This is a genomic window from Micromonospora sp. NPDC049662 (assembly GCF_040675055.1).
Classification (GTDB): Bacteria; Actinomycetota; Actinomycetes; order Mycobacteriales; family Micromonosporaceae; genus Micromonospora.
Window position 1 is genome coordinate 1 of sequence record NZ_JBFAOC010000087.1, and the last position, 19861, is coordinate 19861.

General features: G+C 72.2%; 18 protein-coding genes. 5 read left to right on the top strand and 13 right to left on the bottom strand.

Features of this window, described 5'->3' with window-relative positions; translation table 11 throughout:
• Positions 1–441: 441 nt before the first annotated feature.
• The 5 genes from AB0J36_RS32865 to AB0J36_RS32885 all read right to left on the bottom strand — a co-directional run bounded on the left by AB0J36_RS32865 (position 442) and on the right by AB0J36_RS32885 (position 8352).
• The gene (locus AB0J36_RS32865; RefSeq protein ID WP_357128210.1) at positions 442–1251 is read right to left on the bottom strand and encodes a metal-dependent hydrolase; all 810 of its coding nucleotides are present in this window, start codon (positions 1249–1251) and stop codon (positions 442–444) included.
• 103 nt (positions 1252–1354) lie between these two features.
• The gene (locus AB0J36_RS32870; RefSeq protein WP_357396700.1) at positions 1355–2992 is read right to left on the bottom strand and encodes a serine/threonine-protein kinase; all 1638 of its coding nucleotides are present in this window, start codon (positions 2990–2992) and stop codon (positions 1355–1357) included.
• A 118-nt stretch (positions 2993–3110) separates the two neighbouring features.
• A complete protein-coding gene (locus AB0J36_RS32875) occupies positions 3111–4853 on the bottom strand; it encodes a serine/threonine-protein kinase (protein ID WP_357396702.1) in 1743 nt (580 codons plus the stop codon).
• Positions 4854–4936: 83 nt separating this feature from the next.
• Positions 4937–6271: a glycosyltransferase family 4 protein gene (locus tag AB0J36_RS32880; protein ID WP_357396706.1), complete on the bottom strand. Its 1335-nt coding sequence runs from the start codon at positions 6269–6271 to the stop codon at positions 4937–4939.
• A 137-nt stretch (positions 6272–6408) separates the two neighbouring features.
• Positions 6409–8352, bottom strand: a complete 1944-nt coding sequence (locus tag AB0J36_RS32885) for an amylo-alpha-1,6-glucosidase (protein WP_357128222.1) — start codon at positions 8350–8352, stop codon at positions 6409–6411.
• Between the two features lie 42 nt (positions 8353–8394).
• On the opposite strand from AB0J36_RS32885, the gene AB0J36_RS32890 reads away from it, so the two are divergent.
• Positions 8395–11100, top strand: a complete 2706-nt coding sequence (locus AB0J36_RS32890; protein ID WP_357128225.1) for a glucosidase — start codon at positions 8395–8397, stop codon at positions 11098–11100.
• Here the strand turns inward: AB0J36_RS32890 and AB0J36_RS32895 are convergent.
• Positions 11084–11323: a hypothetical protein gene (locus AB0J36_RS32895; RefSeq protein ID WP_357396709.1), complete on the bottom strand. Its 240-nt coding sequence runs from the start codon at positions 11321–11323 to the stop codon at positions 11084–11086. The genes AB0J36_RS32890 and AB0J36_RS32895 overlap by 17 nt on opposite strands.
• Positions 11324–11383: 60 nt before the next feature.
• Here AB0J36_RS32895 and AB0J36_RS32900 point away from each other — a divergent pair, with 60 nt between their 5' ends.
• Positions 11384–11683 (top strand): ribosomal protein L7/L12, encoded by a 300-nt coding sequence (locus AB0J36_RS32900; RefSeq protein ID WP_355052769.1) that lies wholly within the window; start codon positions 11384–11386, stop codon positions 11681–11683.
• 318 nt (positions 11684–12001) lie between these two features.
• On the opposite strand, the gene AB0J36_RS32905 is transcribed toward AB0J36_RS32900, so the two are convergent.
• On the bottom strand, positions 12002–12370 hold the full coding sequence (locus AB0J36_RS32905; RefSeq protein ID WP_357128231.1) for a hypothetical protein: 369 nt from the start codon (positions 12368–12370) through the stop codon (positions 12002–12004).
• Between the two features lie 40 nt (positions 12371–12410).
• A complete protein-coding gene (locus AB0J36_RS32910) occupies positions 12411–12794 on the bottom strand; it encodes a DoxX family protein (protein WP_357128234.1) in 384 nt (127 codons plus the stop codon).
• 158 nt (positions 12795–12952) lie between these two features.
• Between AB0J36_RS32910 and AB0J36_RS32915 the strand changes: the two genes are divergently transcribed.
• On the top strand, positions 12953–13828 hold the full coding sequence (locus AB0J36_RS32915) for an RNA polymerase sigma-70 factor (RefSeq protein WP_357128237.1): 876 nt from the start codon (positions 12953–12955) through the stop codon (positions 13826–13828).
• Positions 13829–13841: 13 nt separating this feature from the next.
• Here AB0J36_RS32915 and AB0J36_RS32920 read toward each other — a convergent pair whose 3' ends face one another.
• Positions 13842–15044 carry a low temperature requirement protein A gene (locus AB0J36_RS32920; protein ID WP_357170949.1) on the bottom strand — a complete coding sequence of 401 codons (1203 nt, stop codon included), beginning with the start codon at positions 15042–15044 and terminating at the stop codon, positions 13842–13844.
• A gap of 177 nt (positions 15045–15221) precedes the next feature.
• Here AB0J36_RS32920 and AB0J36_RS32925 point away from each other — a divergent pair, with 177 nt between their 5' ends.
• Positions 15222–15797, top strand: coding sequence for a TetR/AcrR family transcriptional regulator (locus tag AB0J36_RS32925; RefSeq protein ID WP_357170951.1), 576 nt, complete (start codon positions 15222–15224; stop codon positions 15795–15797).
• Between the two features lie 17 nt (positions 15798–15814).
• Here the strand turns inward: AB0J36_RS32925 and AB0J36_RS32930 are convergent, their stop codons facing one another.
• Complete coding sequence (locus AB0J36_RS32930) at positions 15815–16441, bottom strand: hypothetical protein (protein WP_357396715.1); 627 nt, start codon at positions 16439–16441, stop codon at positions 15815–15817.
• 213 nt (positions 16442–16654) lie between these two features.
• On the opposite strand from AB0J36_RS32930, the gene AB0J36_RS32935 reads away from it, so the two are divergent.
• The gene (locus AB0J36_RS32935; RefSeq protein ID WP_357170955.1) at positions 16655–17365 is read left to right on the top strand and encodes an HAD family hydrolase; all 711 of its coding nucleotides are present in this window, start codon (positions 16655–16657) and stop codon (positions 17363–17365) included.
• A gap of 363 nt (positions 17366–17728) precedes the next feature.
• Here AB0J36_RS32935 and AB0J36_RS32940 read toward each other — a convergent pair whose 3' ends face one another.
• From AB0J36_RS32940 to AB0J36_RS32950, 3 genes are all read right to left on the bottom strand, one after another.
• Positions 17729–18046: a hypothetical protein gene (locus AB0J36_RS32940; protein ID WP_357128251.1), complete on the bottom strand. Its 318-nt coding sequence runs from the start codon at positions 18044–18046 to the stop codon at positions 17729–17731.
• A 47-nt stretch (positions 18047–18093) separates the two neighbouring features.
• A complete protein-coding gene (locus AB0J36_RS32945) occupies positions 18094–18525 on the bottom strand; it encodes a hypothetical protein (protein ID WP_355624547.1) in 432 nt (143 codons plus the stop codon).
• Positions 18526–18712: 187 nt separating this feature from the next.
• A complete protein-coding gene (locus AB0J36_RS32950; RefSeq protein WP_357170957.1) occupies positions 18713–19414 on the bottom strand; it encodes a VOC family protein in 702 nt (233 codons plus the stop codon).
• Positions 19415–19861: the final 447 nt, after the last annotated feature.

Consider the following 19861-nt stretch of genomic DNA (forward strand, 5'->3'; position numbering starts at 1 on the left):
CGCGGGGCGCGGGGCGCGGGGCGCGGGGCGCGGGGCGCGGGGCGCGGGGCGCGGGGCGCGGGGCGCGGGGCGCGGGGCGCGGGGCGCGGGGCGCGAGGCGCGAGGCGCGTCGATCTTGCGTTTTCTGCGCCGACAAAACGCGCAAACCTCAACACTCCGTCGACCGTAACTGCAAGATCGGCGCGAGCGGTTAAGTCCTGCCTGGCCCTCGCCCGGACAGCGCGGCAAGATCGCACTCGATCCAGGATCTGGTGGTGTCAGCGCGACGTTAGGCCACTACATCCTGGATCGAGTGCGATCTTGACGTCGTCGACGCCCCGCATCGCGTCGATCTTGCACTTTCTGCGGCGACATAGGGCGCGAAGCAGGACGGATCGGCATCCGCAAGTGCAAGATCGGCGCGGTGGGCGCGGTGGGCGCGGTGGGGTGCGGGGTGGGTTTTTATACGTCTATGTTGAGGCGTTGTAGGACTGAGGGCGCGATCAGGCCGGCGGTGGAGAGCACCACGATCACGGTCAACACGGCGCGCAGGACGACGACCTCGGTCTTGCTGCCGGTGCGCAGCGCGATGCTGTTCGGGAGGCCGATCATCGTCCACATGCGGCGGCGGATCGGAATCGGCCAGAGGATCGGCACCCCGGCCCTGGTGATCATGTCGCCGAGGATGTGCACGAGGCAGCCCACCCCGACGGCCGTGCCGATCAGCGGATAACCGCGTCCGCCCGGCAGGTTGGCGAAGGTGAACCAGGCGGCCCCGGCCGACGCGAGCGTCACGATCACCCAGCCGGCCCGTTCGGCCCACTCGTCGAAGAGCCCGCGCAGGGCCAGGCCGAACATGAAGAACAGGATCGTGATCACCGCCCACTTGCCGTACGCGGCGCAGAGCGCGGTGGTGCCCCAGCCGACCAGCAGCGTGAACGGGAGCGTGTGGGTGAGCGTGCGGTGCCCGTTGTTGCGACGCGGGTCCTTGCTGAGCTTCGTCGCGTAGTAGACGCCGAGTGAGATCTTCTCCATCACCTCGGCCACGAAGAGCGAGAAGACCCCGAACGTGCGGGCGACGGTAGCGCCACCCTGGTTGCGGGTCACCTTGCCGGACAGGTCGAGGTCGGGAAAGAGCGCCCCACCCGCGCACACCGCCGTACCCACCGCCAGCGCCAGCGGCGACTGGTGGTAGTCGGCGAACTGGTCCAGCGCCCAGGACCCGGCCAGCCATACCGCCGCGCCGGACAGCGCGTGCGACGGTCCCATCATCTTCGGCTCACCCTCCCCAGGGATCTTGAGCGCCAAAACTACGCCACTGTAGCCAGCACCGGTGTCGCAGGGGCGTCAGTTGACCCGTCCACAGCGGACAGTGTCAGAGGGTGGGCGTGAAGCTCTGCCGGATCATCACGAAGTATGCCGCGTTGACCTGCCAGTCGAACTCCTTTGTCAACCACGAGACGGTGTAGGCGTGTCCGGCCGAGGTGTTGGCGAGCAGCCGGATGCTGTGCACCCGTTCGCCGGCGGCGTTCTCCCAACTGCACTCCCAGAGGGCCCCGCCGTCGAACACGTCCAGCGCGGAGATGTCCAGCTTGCGGTAGCCGGGGAGCGCGTCGGCGGCGACGAGCCGCTCCTCCTGGGCCCTCAGGTGCGCCAGCGGATCGGTCCGTGCCGGTCCCGCCTCGACGCTGAGCACGCGCGCCCCGCTGGGCTCCCGGAAGCAGGTCACCGCCCCTTCGGTCCAGCGTGCCCAGCCCACCGGGGCGGCGATGCGGAAGCCGGTCGGGTCGGTGTGCCAGGTCCAGCCGTCTCGTAGCCCGTACCGCGCGTCCTTCGGTGGTGGGGTCGAGGGCACCGGCGTGGCCGTCGGTGGCGGGGGCGTGGCGCAGGCGAACGCGGCCGGTCGGGTGGCGGTCGCGCCGCCGCCGGAGCCGGACGGTGGCGTGCGGTCGTCCGAACGGTGCAGCAGCGCCGCGGTGACGCCACCGGTGACGAGCAGGGCCACCGCGGTCGCCGCCCCGCCCCAGGCGATGACCCGTCCGCGTCGGCCCGCGGCGCGGTCCCTCGGGCGACGGATCGACGTCGCCGGGTCCGGCGCGGGTTCCGGAGCGCGGACCGGGGCGGACGCGGCGGCCCGGGCCGCGCCGCGGACCGCCGCCACCGCGGTGGACCGTGCCGGCGAGGGCTGGTCGTGGTCGGCCGCCGCTGCCGCCGCGCGCAGCAGCGGCTCGGCCTCGGCGGCGGTCAAGCGCCGCCAGGGATCGCGCTGCAACAGGCCGCTGATCACCGGGCGCAGGGGGCCGGCCCGGCGCATCGGATCCGGTGGCTCGGTGGCCAGCGCGCTGAGCGTCGCCATCGCGCTGGACCGGGCGTACGGGGACTGCCCCTCGACCGTCGCGTAGAGCGTCGCGCCCAGCGACCACAGGTCGGTACGCGGGTCCGACACGCCGTCGCGCGCCCGCTCGGGTGCGACGAACTGCGGGGAGCCGAGGACCAGGCCCGGTCCGGTCATCGCCCCGTCACCACCGTCGAAGGTGGCAAGGCCGAAGTCGGTGAGCACCACCCGCCCGTCGCCGGCGACCAGCACGTTGTGCGGCTTCACGTCGCGGTGCAGGACACCTGCGGTGTGCGCGGCCCGCAGCGCGGCGAGCACCGCAAGCCCGATCTGGGCGGTGCGGGTGGGGTTGAGCGGACCCTCGGCGTTGATGATCTGCTGCACCGACCGGGATGCCACGTACTCCATCACGATCCACGGGTTCTCGCCGTCGTGCACCACGTCGTACAGCCGGACGACGTTGGGGTGGTTGAGCCGTGCGGCGGTGCGCGCCTCGCGGAGCGTGCGCAGCCGTAGCTCCGCCCGCTCGGCCTCGGCCAGCCAGGCCGGCGGCACAACCTCCTTCACCGCCACGTCCCGGTGCAGCATCTCGTCGCGGGCCAGCCACACCCGGCCCATCCCGCCGGTGCCGACCAGGTCGAGCAGCCGGTACCGACCCGCGATCAGCAACTGCTGCACGGTCGCTCCCCCTCGGTCACCCTGCGTTACACGATAGCCACCGTCGCCGATTTTCTCATCCGCTGAGCGGCCTCGATCCACGCCGGACGGGGGGCCGGGCACGGCCATACGGCGCAGGTCAGCGGGGTGGTCGGAAACTGTTTCGCAGAATGGCCCAGTCCCCGTCCGCGGTGTTCCAGTCGCGGTCGTCGGTGATCCAACCCAACGTCCAGCGCGACTCACCCACAATCTGTTGCCGGGCGTGGATCCGCGGGCCGTCCGGGGCGTCCCACCGACACTCCCACTCCGCGCCGCTGCCGCCGGTGCCGCCGGGGGCGAGCCGGATCTCGTCGTAGCCGGGCAGCGCGCCGGCCCGAGCGGCCTCGTCGCGGGCCGCCCGTAATCGGGTCATCGGGTCGGCCGCGCCGCCCTCGGCGACGCTCAACGCCCGGCCGGTTGCCGGGTCCTGGAAGCAGGCCACCGTGCCCTCCCGGGAGTAGTACCAGGTCGCCGGGACGGAGACCCGGAAGCCGGTGGTGTCGGCATGCCACACCCATCCCGGTGGCGGCCGGAACCGCTCGCCCGCGGCGGGTGATCCGACCGTGACCGGCACGCCGACGACGTCCGGGCGGACGCACGGGAACGGCGGCGGGGGCACGTCGCGGCCACCGGGCGGCGGCCGACCCGGACCGCCGCGGTGCGGGCCGCCCCGGTCGTCGCCGTACTCCCCGTCCGGCCCTCGACCGTCGTCCACCTGTCCCGTGGTCGGGGTGGTGGTCGGCCCGGCGGTGCCGGTCGGGGCGTCGCCGGCCACGGCCAGCGCGGTGCCCACCCCGGCGGCGGCCGCCACGAGCAGTGCCGTGACGACCAGCGCGGCCCGCCGGGCCGCTGGCCGGCGGGCCGCTCGCCCCGTCGTGCCGGTGGCGGCGTCCGGCGGGTACCGGACGTCCGGCTCGTCGCTCGGGCGATCATCGAGAGGAGCGTCTCCAGGTGGGTCGACGCCGGAGCCGATCGGGTCGGGCACGGGCTGCGGGGCGGTGGAGTGGGCGACTTTCCCGGAAGTGGACGAGATGCCGGTCGGGCCTGCGGCGGCGCTGAGCAGCCGGCGGGCCTCGTCGTGGTCGAGACGGTCGTGCGGGTCGCGGCGTAGCAGCCCGTCGAGTACCGGCGCGAGCGGACCGGCGTGCGGGGCCGGGTCCGGTGGACCGGCCGCCAGCGCGCTGAGGGTGGCCATCGCGTTGCTGCGGGCGTACGGGGAGCGGCCCTCCACGGCGGCGTGCAGGGTGGCGCCCAGCGACCACAGGTCGGCGGCCACCGTGGACACTCCCTCCGCGGCCCGCTCCGGCGCGACGTACTGCGGGGAGCCGAGCACCATCCCGGGGCGGGTCATCGCGCCGTCCCCGCCGTCGAAGGTGGCCAGTCCGAAGTCGGTGAGCATCACCCGGCCGTCGTGGGCGACCAGCACGTTCTGCGGCTTGATGTCGCGGTGCAGCACCCCGGCCGTGTGCGCGGCCTCCAGGGCGTCGAGCAGGGCCAGGCCGATCCGGGCGGCGCGGGCCGGCTCCAGGGGCCCTTCGGCGTCGAGGACGTCCTGCAGGGTGCGCGACGGGACGTACTCCATCACGATCCACGGACTGCCCTCGACCTGGACGACGTCGTAGAGCCGGACCACGGCGGGGTGGTTGAGCCGGGCCGCGGTGCGCGCCTCGCGCAGGGTGCGCGAGCGCAGCTCGGCCCGCTCGTGGTCGGCCAGCCAGTTCGGCGGTACGACCTCCTTGACCGCGACCTCGCGGTGCAGCATCTCGTCGCGGGCTCGCCAGACCCGACCCATGCCGCCGCGGCCCACCAGGTCGAGCAGCCGGTACCGACCGGCGATCAGCACCTGCGCACGCTCCTCCTCGGCCGCTGTCCGGTGTACACCCTAACCAGCGGATCGGAAGGTACCTATAGGTCGTCCGACGAATCTCAGCAGGCGGCGTGGTCGGCGGCGGCGAGCAGATTGCCCTCCGGAATGGCGATCCGGTTCCGTCCGCCGGCCAGTCGGGCGGCGGCCCGGCGAGCCTGGAGCGGGCCGTGTTCGCGGCGGGCGGTGGCGTAGCTGGCGGCGGTGCGGGCCGCGATGGTGGCCCATCCGTAGCGTTCGCCGACCATGGTCCGGGCCCGTCGGGCGACCCGCCGGGCGAAGACCTCGTCGCCGAGCAGTCGGTCGACCGCGCCCGCGAGGGCGACCGGGTCGCTGTGCGGGAACGTCACGCCGGTGACGCCGGGCTCGACGATCTCGGCGAGGCCGCCGGTACGGGCTACCGCGAGGGGCGCTCCGGCCGCCGCGGCCTCCAGGGCCACCATGCCGAACGGCTCGTAGAGGCTGGGGACCACCGTCGCGTCGGTGGCGCCGAGCACCGCCGGCAGTTGGGTGGCGTCGAGGAAGCCGGTGAAGCGGACGGTCGAGCCGAGCGCCAGGCGACGGGCTTCGGCCTCCAACTCGGGGCGGTACGGGCCGTCGCCGGCGATCACCACGCGCAGCCCGGGGTGCCGCTCGCGCAGTCGGGGCACCGCGTGCACGAGGTGCTGGACGCCCTTCTCGTAGACCAGCCGGCCGGCGTACCCGACCAGCGGACCGTCCGCGGCGAACCGGGCGCGGGCCGACGCGACCGCGCGTGGTCGGGCCCGCCACGCCCGGTCGTCGACCCCGTTGGGGACCACGTCGACCAGCCCGCCCGGTACGTCGAACAGCGAGCTGACCTGGTCGCGCATGTAACCCGAACAGGTGATCACGCGGGTGGAGGCCCCGCTGAGCCAGTGTTCGACGCCGTGGATGGTGCGGTTCATCTCCTCGGGCAGCCAGCCCTGGTGTCGCCCGGCCTCGGTGGCGTGCATGGTCGTGACCAGCGGCAGGTCGAGATGTTCGGACAGCGTCACGGCGGTGTGGGCGACGAGCCAGTCGTGGGCGTGGATGACGTCGTAGGCGCCGGCCTGGGTGGCGCGCAGGGCGGTGCGGGTGAGGGTGTGGTTGAACGCCATGGTCCACGCCAGCAGCGAGCCGGCGGCCAGGGGGAAGGCGACGGGGTCTTCGGGGGCGCGCAGGATGCGGACGCCGTCGGCGTACTCCTCCAGGGGTGCGCCCTCGGCGTGGCGGGTGACGACGGTGACCTCGTGCCCGGCGGCGGCCAGGGCCACGGACAGGGCGTGGACGTGGCGGCCGAGGCCGCCGACGAGCACCGGCGGGTACTCCCACGACAGCATCAGCACCCGTAGCTGGCGGGCGGGGTTGATGTCGATCACGTGGGCATCGGGTGACATGCGGCCCCCTTTGAGTTGTCCCCGGGCGCGCGCCGACCGACACCGGAGTCGATGTCGCCGTCGCGTCTGGATCGGGGCCAATCCTGCCGGCGCCGAGATAACCAGCGGAGACACCGCCGTTGCGGTCATGTAAAGCGCTACTGGCCTTTTCGGCGCACCCGCAGCAACTCGGCCACCGACCACGCCTGGAACGGGCAGCCGGTCGCGGAGTGCGGCGCGACACCGTCGGCCGTCTCACTTACCGATCCTAGCCCATATTCGGTCAGATGGGACTCAATGCCAATCAATGCGTCATCGACTGGCATCTTGCCCCGACGAGTGGCGTCCACGTACGGGCCGAGCAGCCACGGCCACACCGTGCCCTGGTGGTAGCCGCCGTCCCGCTCGGCCGGGCCGCCCCGGTGGCGACCCACGAACTCGGCCGCATCCTCCGCGAGGCTGCGCGGCCCGAGCGGGGTGAGCAGCCCGTTCGCGACCCGGCGCAGCGTCGCCTCGTCCGGCTCCAGCGGCGCGAACGGCAACGACCAGGCCAGCAACTGGTTGGGGCGCAGCGCGTCGTCGTCGTGCAGGGCGGCCCCACCCAGCGGGTACGCCGGCGCGGGCGCGTCCAGCACGTCATGCAGCCACCCGGTCGGGGCGGGGAACCGCTCCCGGAACGAGGTGGTGGCCCGCCCGTGTAGTCGCCACAGCTCGCCCGCGTCCTGCCCGGCCAGCTCGGTCAACTCGGCGAGCCCGGCCAGCCCGTTGATCCACAACGCGTTGACCTCGACGGGCTTGCCCGTGCGCGGGGTGACCGGCACGCCGTAGACCCGGGCGTCCATCCAGGTCAGGGCGGTGCCCGGGGCGCCCTGGGTGAGCAGCCCGTCGGCCGGGTCGACGGCGATCCCGTACCGGGTGCCGGCGACGTGCGCGTCGATGACCCCGCGCAGCGCGGGCAGCAGCTCGTCGCCGAGATCGGTGTCGCCGGTGACCGTCACGTGCCGGCTCACCGCGTGCAGGAACCAGAGGGTGCCGTCGACGGTGTTGTACTCCACCCGGCCGGTGTCGGCCGTGTTGGCGAGCATCCCCTCGGAGAGGGTCGCCGCGTACGCCCGCAGCAGCTCCCGCCCCTCGGCGGCCCGACCCGTGCAGAGGAACAGCCCCTCGTACGAGATCATCGTGTCCCGCGACCAGGCCCCGAACCAGGGATAGCCGGCCACCACGTCGACCGCCGCCTGCCGGGTACGGACCACGAACGCGTCGGCGGCCAGCGCCAGCGTCGCGTCCACGTCGTCGGCCGGCTTCGCCGTCGCCACCACCTGCCGGTTGCGTCGCCGGGCCGTCGCCACGATCTCGACGGCCGGCGGCGGCTCCTCGTCCAGCGGAGCGGCCCAGGCCCGCACCGACACCGTGTCACCGGGGCGTTCCAGATCGCCGGCGAAGCGGCCCGCGTACCAGACGTCCTCGTCCGGGTGCAGGCCCCGGTTGGCCTCCTCGCGGTGGTGCACGCCCAGCCACCACTGCCCCTCCGGCGTCCAGCCGGGTCCGGCCAGCCGGTACGCGCCCTCGACCACCGCGCCGTCGGCCACCGCCTCGACCTGCGGCGTCGGCCCGTCAGCCCGCCGCTCGCCGTGCGCGTCGCGCCAGGTGCAGGCGGCGGACAGCTCCAGCCGTACCGGACCGCCGGCGACCAGCCGGTGCACCACGGCCACGCAGGAGCGGCCGGGCAGCATGGCCAGCTCGCGTTCGATGACGACCGCGCCGATCCGCCACCGCCAGCGGGGCAGCCCGTCGACCAGCTCGAAGCGCTCCAGCAGCTCGAATCCGCGCGGGTCGACGTCGCCGGAGGACCACTCGTGCGCGCCGAGGCGTACCCGCGCCCCGGACGGCAGGGTGACGGCCGGGTCGAGGCTGACCAGTCCCACCTGGCGGGACGCCGGCGTATCGCCCGGCACCACCAGAAGGCCGTGGTAGCGACGGGTCCGCAACCCGCCGACGGTGCCCATCGCGTACCCGCCGAGGCCGTCGGGCACCAGCCACTCCCGGCTGGACGCGCTGGTCAGGTCGCCGCAGACCTGCGGTCCGAAAATAATGTCGATCAACTTTCCTCCACCGCCGTCGAGGTGTAACACGCCACGGCGAGAATGGCCGCTGTGGTGAAGTACCGCGGCGACGTCAAAGATGTGCACGTGATCACTGACGGATCGTCCTCCGACGCCTCGCCACCCGACGCTGAGCGGCTTCGGCTCGCCCAGGCCGACTCGGGGGAGCAGGACTGGCGTGCATGGGGTCCCTATCTGTCCGAACGGGCGTGGGGGACGGTACGGGAGGACTACAGCGAGCACGGTACGGCGTGGGACTACTTCCCACACGACCATGCGCGGTCCAGAGCCTACCGGTGGAATGAAGACGGCATGGCCGGCGTCTGCGACGACCGACAGACGTTCGCGTTCGCCCTGGCGCTCTGGAACGGCAAGGACCCGATCCTCAAGGAGCGGATGTTCGGCCTCGGTGGTGACAGCGGCAACCATGGGGAGGACGCCAAGGAGTACTGGTGGTACCTCGACAGCACCCCGACGCACTCCTGGATGCGCTGGCGCTACCACTACCCGCAGGCCGCCTTCCCGTACGACGAACTCGTCGCGGTGAACGCGCTGCGCGGCCGGGACGACACCGAGTACGAGCTGGTGGACACCGGGATCTTCGACGACGACCGGTACTGGGCGGTGACCGTCGACTACGCCAAGGCGTCCCCGACCGACCTGTGCATGGTGATCACCGTCGCCAACCGGGGCGATGCGGCGGCGACCCTGCACGTGCTGCCCACCCTGTGGTTCCGCAACACCTGGGCCTGGGGGCTGCCCGGCGGCGACCGGATTCCCCGGCTGACCGGGGAGGGCACCCGGCTGGTCGGCGAGCACCGGGTGCTCGGGCAACTGCTGCTCGAAGGCGACGGCGGCCCGGTGCCGCTGCTCTGCGACAACGACACCAACGCCGAGCGGCTCTGGGGCCTGGCGGGTCGCTCGCCGTACCCGAAGGACGGCATCAACGACCACGTCGTCAACGGCGCGCCCACCGTCAACCCGGCCCGCGAGGGCACCAAGGGCGCGCTGCACTACGTGCTCGACGTGCCGGCCGGCGGTCAGCGCCAGATCCGGCTGCGGCTGACCCGTACCGCGTCGCCTCCGGCCGCCGCCCCGCCGCCCCCGGCCGACCTGCGCGACGGCTTCGAGTCGGTGGTGTGGGCCCGACGGGCCGAGGCGAACCGCTTCTTCGCCAACGTGATCCCGGAGGCCGCCACCGCCGACGAGGCGCTCGTCGCCCGGCAGGCCATCGCGGGACTGATGTGGGGCAAGCAGTTCTACCACTTCGACGTCAAACGCTGGCTGGACGGCGACCCCGGGTCGACACCGCCGGCCGGGCGTCGGCACGGGCGCAACAGCGCCTGGTGGCACATGACCAGCTTCGACGTGATCTCCATGCCCGACCCCTGGGAGTACCCCTGGTACGCGGCCTGGGACCTGGCCTTCCACTGCGTGAGCATCGCCCGGGTCGACCCCGGCTTCGCCAAGGAGCAGATCCTGCTCCTGCTACGCGAGTGGTACCTGCACCCCAACGGGCAGATCCCGGCGTACGAGTGGGCGTTCGGCGACGTGAACCCGCCGGTGCACGCCTGGGCGGCGCTCAAGGTGTTCGAGATCGACGGCGGTAAGGACTTCGAGTTCCTGGGCCGGGTGATGCACAAGCTGCTGCTCAACTTCACCTGGTGGGTCAACCGCAAGGACACCGGCGGCAACAACGTCTTTGAGGGCGGCTTCCTCGGGCTGGACAACGTCGGACCGTTCGACCGCTCGGCGGCGCTGCCGGTGGCCGGCGTGCTGGAGCAGTCCGACGGCACCGGCTGGATGGCCATGTACGCGCTCAACCTGCTCGACATGGCCATCGTGCTGGCCGAACACGACCGGACCTGGGTGGACACGGCCACCAAGTTCTTCGAGCACTTCCTCTACATCGCCGCCGCCGCGTACGAGCAGGGGCTGTGGGACGACGAGGACGCGTTCTTCTATGACGTGCTGCGGCTCGCCGACGGCACGAAGGTGCCGCTGAAGGTCCGCTCGGTGGTCGGGCTGCTGCCGCTGGCCGCCACCACCCGCCTCACCGCCAAGACCCTGCACCACCTGCCGGAGCTGGGCGCGCGGCTGCGCTGGTTCCTCACCAACCGCCCGGAGTACGCCGAGGTCATCGGCACCCGACGGATCGGCCCGGACGGCCGCCAGCAGCGGCTGCTGTCCATGGTCGGTCAGGAGCAGGTGGTCCGGCTGCTCGCCCGGATGCTCGACACCGACGAGTTCCTCTCCGACTTCGGCCTCCGCACGTTGTCCCGCGCACACCTGGACAAGCCGTTCTCGGTCAATCTCGGCGGGCAGGAGTTCTCCGTGGGCTACGAGCCGGCCGAGTCGACGAGCGGCCTGTTCGGCGGCAACTCGAACTGGCGCGGGCCGATCTGGATGCCGACGAATTTCCTGCTGATCAGCGCGCTGCGCGACTACGCCGCGTTCTTCGGGGACTACCTCCAGGTGGAGTATCCGACGCGCTCGGGGGTGAAGCTCTCGCTGGACGAGATCGCCGACGACCTGTCGAGGAGACTGATCTCGCTCTTCACCCAGGACGACTGGGGTCGCCGACCGATCTACGGCGCGGCGCGGCTGTTCCAGACCCACCCCGACTGGCGGGACCTGGTCGCCTTCCCCGAGTATTTCCACGGCGACAACGGCGCCGGACTGGGCGCTTGGCACCAGACCGGCTGGACGGCTCTGGTCGCCGACCTGATCCTCACCCTGCGCCGTTGATCCAGCCCGTGCCCGCCATGCCCGTGCCCACGCCCACGCCCGTGCTCACGCCGACGCCCGTGCCCGCGCCCGTGCCCGCGCCCGCGCCCGTGCCCACGCCCACGCCCGTGCCCACGCCCACGCCCGTGCCCATGCCCGTGCCCGCAAGATCCGCGCAACTTCGGTGATGCTGCTGCATCACGGCGGCCGGAAGCAGCAACTTCACCGAAAGTGTGCGGATCACGCGTGCGGGTGTGCGGTCAGTACCCGCGCCGGTGTTCAATGGCGCGTTATGGAGTGGACAGTGCCCATCGCCGTCGTGTTGTCGCTCGTGCTCGTGTTCCTGGTCGCCGGGGGTGGCCGTCGTTCCGACGCGGATCAGCTGGCTCGCCGGCTCGCCGTGGTCGAGCGCAAGCTGGATCTGATCATGGCGCACCTCGACATCCACGAGCCGGAGCTTGAGGCCCCCGGGGCGGTCCTGCAAGAGCTGCTCGCCGGCCGCAAGATCCAGGCCATCAAGGCATACCGGGAGGCGACCGGTGTCGGTTTGCGAGAGGCCAAGGACGCCGTCGAGTTGCTCGCCCGGCAGCGCGGCCTGGGCTGATTGTCAGCCCTGGTAGGCCGTCGCCGCTGACACCGACCCTTGCCGCGCCGCGCCGTGAGTGCCGCTGCGCCGTGAGCGCCGCTGCGCCGTGAGCGCCGCTGCGCCGCAAGATCCGTGCAACCACGGTGATGGTGCTGTATCACGACGGCCTGAGCCAGCAACATCGCCGAATCTGTGCGGGTCTCGGGACGGGCGCGGCATGATCGTGCCCGATCCTTGTTGTAGTGGTGTCCTCGGCGCGGGAGGCCACTACATCCTGGATCAAGCACGATCATGCGGGTGCGGGGCACTGTGCCGAGCAGGCGTCGACCCGTCGGACTACTCGTAGCCGACGTGAATGATCAACTGCCCGTTCCGGGGTTCCGCCACCACGTAGACGGACCCGGGGTCGAGCAGCTTCGGCGGCAGGTCCTGCTGCTCGGACAGGCCCATCCGCTCGGCCAGCTCCTCCGCTGACTGGCCGGCCGGGGGCGCGACCGTGACCTGCCACGAGCACCCGCCGGAGGCGCACGTCTCGCTCTCGTCGACGACCGTCGCCCCGGCGGGCACGTCCGGGATCCGCCACTTCGGCGGCAGCGAGCCCTCGTCGCCGAACGCCCACAGCGACGCGAACCACAGGCCCCAACCGCAGGCCAGCAGGCCCACGACGCCGAGCCCGGCCAGGAGAAGGCGTCGAGGTGATGTCATCGCGCCAGGCTAGCGAGGCGGTGTGGAGATCCAGTGAACGTCAGCCGGTGAAGGGTTCGAGGCCGAGCCGACCCCAGGCCACGAAGGCGGCCAGGGCGAGGTACACCGCGTTCACCGCGACGAACCTCGCCTCGTCGTAGCGCAGGTGGGTGATCATCGCGCCGATCATCAGCACGATCCAGCAGATGGCGGTGACCGGCACCAGGACCGGTGCGATGTCGAGCACGGCCGGCAGGATCAGGCCGACGGCGGCCAGGAGTTCGAGCACCCCCAGGGTCTTGACGAAGCCGTCGCTGGCGTTCCCGGTCCACCCGCCGCCGCGGTGCGAGGCCAGCTTCTTGCGGGGTACGAAGATCTTGGTGATGCCGCCGGCCAGCGCCACCGTGGCCAGCAGTCCGGCCGCGATCCACAGCACGATGTTCATGGACGTTCCCTTCGGTCGGGGTCGACCAGGAGACACCGCCGGCCCGGTGGCTGTGACTCATCCCGGTGGGTGATGTGCCGCACAGGCCCGTGGTGTCACAGGAGACCGTCGACCGGTGTCGGATGGTGGTGAAGCGACGTCGAGGACAGGAGGCGCGGGTGGATTCCGCCGTGGACGCGTTCGTCACGCACCGGAACCTGCTCTTCACGGTGGCCTATGAGATGCTCGGCTCGGCGGCCGACGCTGAGGACGTACTCCAGGAGACCTGGCTGCGGTGGGCGGACGCCGACCACGCGGCGGTCCGGGACGAGCGCGCCTACCTGGTCCGGATCACCACCCGCCAGTCCCTCAACCGGCTGCGGACGATCGGTCGGCGCAGGGAGTCCTATGTCGGCTCCTGGCTGCCCGAGCCGCTGCTGACCACACCCGACGTCGCCGACGACGTCGAGCTGGCGGAGCACGTCTCGACGGCGATGCTGCTCGTGCTGGAGACGCTCGGCCCGACCGAACGGGCGGTGTTCGTCCTGCGGGAGGTGTTCGAGGTGGACTACGACGAGATCGCCGCGACCGTGCGGAAGAGCCCCGCCGCCGTTCGCCAGATCGCCCACCGGGCACGGGCGCACGTCGCCGCGCGTCGACCGCGCGGTGTGGTCTCCGCGACCGAGGCGCGGCGCGCGTTGGAGGCGTTCCAGCGGGCCGTCGATCTGGGCGACGTGCAGGGTCTGCTCGACATCCTGGCGCCCGACGTCGTCCTGCTGGGCGACGGCGGCGGTATCAAGCAGGCGGTACTGCGGCCTGTCGTCGGCGCGGACAAGGTGGCCCGTCTGCTGGCCTCCCGGCAGGTGGAGGTCGCCGGGCTGTCGCTGCACCCGGCCGAGGTCAACGGCTGTCCGGCGCTGATCGTCCGGTTCGACGGCGAACTCGACACCGTCCTGACGGTGCGTCTCGACGACGGAATCGTCACCGGGCTGTACGCCGTCCGCAATCCCGAGAAGCTGTCGCACATGCGCCAGGCCACGGCGCTGCGCCGGTGAACGACCACGCGGGTCAGAACGGTGGCCTGGCGGCTTCGCGGGGCCGGTCACGGGATCGTCGGGTGTCCACGGCGGCGACGCCGAGCAGCGCCAGTGCGGCGGCCGCGCCGACGGCGAGCGGACGCAGGGGGAGTGCCACCGGAACCAGCAGGGCGAGGGCCAGCAGGCCGGCCGTCCGGGACCGGGAGATCCGGTCGAACACCTGGTATTCCAGGGCCGCCCGTCCGGCGAGGAAGAGCGCCGGGCCGCCGAGGATGGCGATCAGCCAGGTCGGCGGGAGGTGGCCGAGCGGCTTGGTGATGTACAGCTCCATCCCCACGCCGGTCAGCACGATCCCGGCGATCATCGCCAGGTGCGCGAACGCCATCTGCGTGGCGAGCCGGGCGGCGTCACGGGAGCTGCCGATGGCGGCGTCCAGCGTCCCGCCGGCCAGGTGGAAGTAGATCCGCCACAGCAGGACCGTCGTCGCCAGCGCCAGCACGAAGGCGGCGGTCTGCGCGGCATGGAAGCTGCTGCCGCTGAACGCCAGTCCGATGACGAAGATGGCCTCGCCGAGCGCGATGAGCAGGAACTGCTGGTAGCGCTCGGCCAGGTGCTCGGCGGCGAGTCCCTGCATGCCGAGTCGCTGCGCGCCGAGTCCCGGGGTCGGCCACCCGAGGTACGACCCGGTGTAGTCCACCAGGACGGCGACAGCCCAGAGCCAACCGCGAACGTCGCCGTCGTTCACGAGCCCACCGACGATCCAGAACGGCGCGTGCAGGCTGAGCCAGAACACGATCCGGACGGACTGGTGTGGGTCGGGGCCACCGTGGCCGGCGATGTGGAAGTACCCCACCCGTGCGACCTGGAGTGCCACGAGCGTGATGGCGAAGAGCGAGGCCCGCGCGCCGAATCCGTCGGGTACGGCGACGGCCATCGTCATCGCGCCCGCCATCGTGATGACGATGACGGTCTGGACGATCATCGCCTCCGGGTCGAGCCAACTGGTCGACCAGACCGTCAGTGTCCAGACGCTCCACAGCGCCAGGAACAGCAGCAGTGCCTGACCGAGGCCCGCGAGAGTGCCGCGCCCACCCCCGGTGAAGTCGTCGATCAGCCGCAGGGAGATCCGGGTGAGGGCGAAGACGAAGACGAGGTCGAGGAACAGCTCCAGGAAGGTGGCCCGCTCGCGGGCGCCCGCGCCCCGCACCAACCCCCCGCCGGGCATCTTGCTCATCCGCCGACCGCCTCGGCGGGCGGACGCCGTCGAACGACCACGTGCCCTCCCGTCGCGGTGACCTGATCACCTAACGACGCACCACCGGGTGGGGCAGCGAACGGCCCCGGAGCAGGCGATCAGTCACCAATCCGTCACGAGACAGATGCGAACAGTGCTGGTCGTTACGCTCGGCCGGTGTCCGTACCCGCCGAGGAGGCCACCGAGCAGGACCGGCGACTCCTCATCGTCACCGCTGCCCGCGAGTTGGCCGAGGCCGAGGGCTGGCTGGGCCTGAGCGCCCGTCGGGTCGCCGAACGGGCCAACACGGACGTCGGCGACCTCTACCGGCACTTCGCGGACCAGGAGGCGGTGCTGGCCGCCGTCGCGGTGCACGGCTTCGCTGACCTGGCCGCCGCGCTGACCGCGGCGCACGCGGACAACCCGTACCCCGAACGGGCGTGGGCGGTGATGGCGGGCGCGTACCTCGACTTCGCGTACGCCAATCCTGCTGTCTACGACGCCATGCTCGCCCTGACGCCGGACCTCGCCCTCGGCGCGGCCGGGGTGCCGGCGGCGCCACGGGCCGTCTTTGCCGCGCTGCGGGCGGCCCTGCTCCCGCTGGCCCAGGGCCGTGACCCGGACACCCTCGCCGAGCTGGGCTGGAGCCTGCTGCACGGCGTCGTCATGCTCACCCGTGGGGGTCGCCTGCGCCCAGAGGCGCAGGAGGAGCGGGAAGCGATGATCGCGGAAGGCCTGCTGAGATGGCCCTGATCGCCCGCCGCGCCGTCTCAGTTGAGGGGCTCGCGCTTGAACGGGCCCTTGTCGACGAGCCGGAACGTGGTGGGTGGCGGGGCGTCGCCGCGCTCCTTGAGGACCAGACCGTTGCCGGGCGCGTGTTGCAGCGTCCGGGACTCGCTGCCGATCACGTACGTCCCGTCGCCCTGGGCAATGATGGTGAACCGCTGGATGGGGTCGTCAGCGTCGCAGGTGGAGGCCTGGATGGTCAGCTCCGGCTCGATGTCCAGGCCGTTCACCTGCCAACACGACGGGTCGTCGTTGGCGGGATGACCGTCGGCGGTGCCGTACGCCTTGATCACGTACCGGTCATCTCCGATCGGGACCGGAACGAACAGGACTCGACCGCCGGTGTCGCCGCCCTCCACCAGGCTGCCGCTGAGTTCCAGTTCGCTCCCGGACCCCCGCACCCGCACCATGCTGATCTCCCGCTTGCCGGACAGGAGCGGATCGGCCGGGGCCGCCGGGCTCGACGGTGCCGGGCTCGACGGTGCCGCAGCGGACGAGGTCGGCGTCCCCGCTGCGGCACCTGGCACCCGGTCGTCTCCGTCGCCGCACCCCAGCAGTGTCCCGACGCAGGCCAGCATCGCGGCGCCCGCCCACCATCTCACCGTGATCATGCCGTGCTCCTGAAGCTTCTGGCCCGAGCCGGTCGGCCGGGGACTGCCCGATGGGACGCCGCGTCGCACGATCACGTCGACATCCCTCACGACCGTCGGCGGTGCGCGAATTCCACCGGCGGACGCACCCTCGGGCGCGGGACGACGCCGTCGTGATCACGCGCCTATCCTGATCGCTCAGTTCGGCCGTGAGGAACATGAGGAGGGTACGGGATGGCCGCCAGCGAAACGTCTCGACGGCAGGCGCAGGTGCTGATCTTCGACGCGGACGACACACTGTGGGAGAACAACGTCGTCTTCGAGCGGGTGATCGACGACTTCCTGGCCTGGCTCGATCACCCCACCCTGGACCGCGTGGAGATCCGGACGATCCTCGACGACATCGAACGCGCCAACACGGTGGCCCACGGGTACGGCAGCAAGGTCTTCCTGCGCAGCCTGGGCGACTGTCTGGAGCGGCTGCGCGAGCGGCCGGCCACCGACGCCGAGCGCAAGGAGATCGACCGGCTCGCGTTGGCGCTGGTGGAGCACCGGGTGGAGCTGATGCCCGGCGTGGCCGACGCGCTCGACGAGTTGGCCGGTCGGCACGAGCTGCTGGTGCTGACCAAGGGGGAGCAGGCCGAGCAGCAGCGCAAGCTGGACGCCTGCGGCCTGCTGCACCACTTCGGGGCCGCGCACATCGTGGCCGAGAAGGACGTCGACACGTACCGGTGGCTGGTCCGCGAGCACGGGTTCGAGCCGGCCCAGGCGTGGATGATCGGCAACTCCCCGAAGTCGGACATCCTGCCGGCCCGGGCGGCCGGGCTGAACGCGGTGTTCATTCCGAACGAGAACACCTGGGTGTTGGAGAACGACGAGTTGGACCCGACCGACACCGGCGTGCTGCGGCTCGCGGCCTTCCGGGACCTGCTGGACCACTTCTGACCGTCGAATCCGAACAGCGTCGGCGATCATGGTCGCGTTACGCGGACGTGCCGCTTTTCGCCCTTGAGATCAGTCACGTCGCGGCGGGCCCGGCAGCGCTTGTCCGGCCCGGCGCGATCCGCCTAGCCTGAGCCGGCGTTCGCGGCCTTTCGGGGTGTGCCGGGGCGCACCGGCGTCCGACAGGTGGGCACCGTGGAGCTGAGTGCAGGGCGGCCGGGCCTCCCCACCGAGCCGCGTGGCGTCGTGCCACGCCCACGCGCGTGGTGAATGCCGGAGCTGCCGCTCCCCCGTCGGACGGCCGGGGGTCAGGGCCGGGTAGTTGCGGACCCGGTCCTGACCCGGCCAGTCCTTGTGAGACAGAACCTAGGCGCGGTGCCGGCCGTCGCCGGTGTGGCGGGCGTCCGCCTCGTCCGAGCCGCCGCGGACGATCGAGATCGCCACGCGGCAGAACTCGTCCATGTCCGGGTTGAAGCCGGCCGCGATGTCGGGGTGCAACCCGGAGCGGGTCTCGTCCAACAGCCGCTGGCACACCTGCTCGACCGGCTCGCCCGCGTAGCTGGCGCGGATCCGGTCGGTGGCCGCCTGGAGAGCCGAGGTCAGCTGGTCCTCCAACGGGCCACGCAGCTTCTGCTGCACAGGATCGAGCCCGCGCGGGTCGAGCGTGACATGTGGCTCCGACATCGGTGCTCCCTTCGTCGGCGTCCGCGATACCCCACCGCGGCCGTCGGTCAAACTCCGGTCGGTACGGCGGCGACCCGCACCTGGTAGGAGAAGTCTTCCGCCGGTTCCTCGTGGTACGACAACCGGCGGATCTGCCGGTCGTCGTCGTAGAGGGCGACGTCCACCAGGACGCCGAGATGCGCCAGGCCGATGGTGGCGACGCGCTTCTTGTCCTGGAGCACGGCGCAGACGCCGCCGAGCAGGGTGCTGGCGTCGGACGTACGGTGCCCGGGCGGGCACCGCAGAACCACGTCCACCTCGATCGGCCCGGGCAACGGCGTCCAGCCGGTGCGCTGGGCCGCGCCCAGGGCGGCCTGGAGCAGGGTGCGGACCCTCGTCGCCTGCCGGTGCCCGGCGGCGAAGATGGACAACGCTTCGGTCTTGACCGGTGGCAGGCCGCTCACCTCGAACGTCAGGGCGAGAGCGCGGGTGTCCTGCACGGCGGCACCTCCCTCGTTGGGGACGATCCTGCCGAACCGGTGCAGTGGCGGAGGGGCGTTCCCGCGATAACCAACCGATCGGGCAGGCTGGGTCGGCCGGAGGCGTGTCGACGGCGGCGGCGAACGCGCTGGCTGCGGCGCTGGGAAAGACGCTAGTGCACCGCGCCCGCGCTCGGTAGTCGGTCGTTCACCCGGTGGTCGACGGCGAAAAGGCGCAGAACTCGTTGCCCTCCGGGTCGGCCAGCACCCACCAGCGCGCCCGGTCGACCGGCTCACGCAGCAGCGTCGCACCCGCGTCGAGCAGCGCGGTCGGCTCCGGGGCCGTCATTTCGACGTCCCAGTGCATCCGGTTTTTCACGGTCTTGGGCTCGTCGACCCCGTCGAACACCCACGCCTGCCACGGGAAACCGGCGGCGTCGTGCAGCGACGTGGTGTTCGGCCCGGCCCCGGTCGTGCCGCCCAGCAGGCCGGCCCACCACGCCGCCTGCGCCGCCGGGTCGACGGCGGCCACCACCAACTCGACCGGGCCCGGCCGGGCCTCGCCGCCGGCCGGGAGCACGCAGAACTGGTTGCCCTCCGGGTCGGCCAGCACCCACCGCTCGACGTCGCCGTCCGGCTCGCGCACCGACCGCGCGCCGGCCGCGAGCAGCGCCGCCGTGTCCGCGTCGGCCAACCGCAGATCCAGGTGTACGCGGGTACGGCCGACCCGGGGCTCGGGCACCCGGTTCACCCAGATCGACTCGGCGGCCGACCGCGCCGAACGAGGGTCGATCCTGGTGTCGCCGTCACCCGCGTCGGCGACGTCGGCGTCGAGCACCCGCGCCCAGAAGCCGCCCAGGGCGAGCGCGTCGGCGGCGTCCAGACAGAGGTCCTTGAAACGAGCGATCATCGTCCCAGCATGCCCGCTCCGGGCACGCCCGTGGGGGACGCCGCGTGACGGATCCAGCGCCACTCGCCCCCCCGATCACCGCTCGGCCCTCCGGGTTCCCGCGCTGCGCCCGGTCGCCGCTCGGCCCCCCGGGTCCCCGCGCTGCGCCCGGTTGCCGCTCGGCCCTCCGGGTTCCTGCATTGCGCCCGGTTGCCGCTCGGCCCTCCGGGTTCCTGCATTGCGCCCGGTTGCCGCTCGGCGCCCCGGTCGCCGCCCTGCGCCCGGTCGATCAAGGAGTTGTGGTGGGCGACAAAACTACCCACGCCACCCAAGACGGGCACCACAACTCCATGATCGACGGGGCCTGGCCGCGATCTTGCACTTTCTGTGCCGGCATAGGCGGCATTCCAGGCTTTTCGACGACCGAAACTGCAAGATCGACGCGGGCGGCCGTTCGGCCGCTCGGCC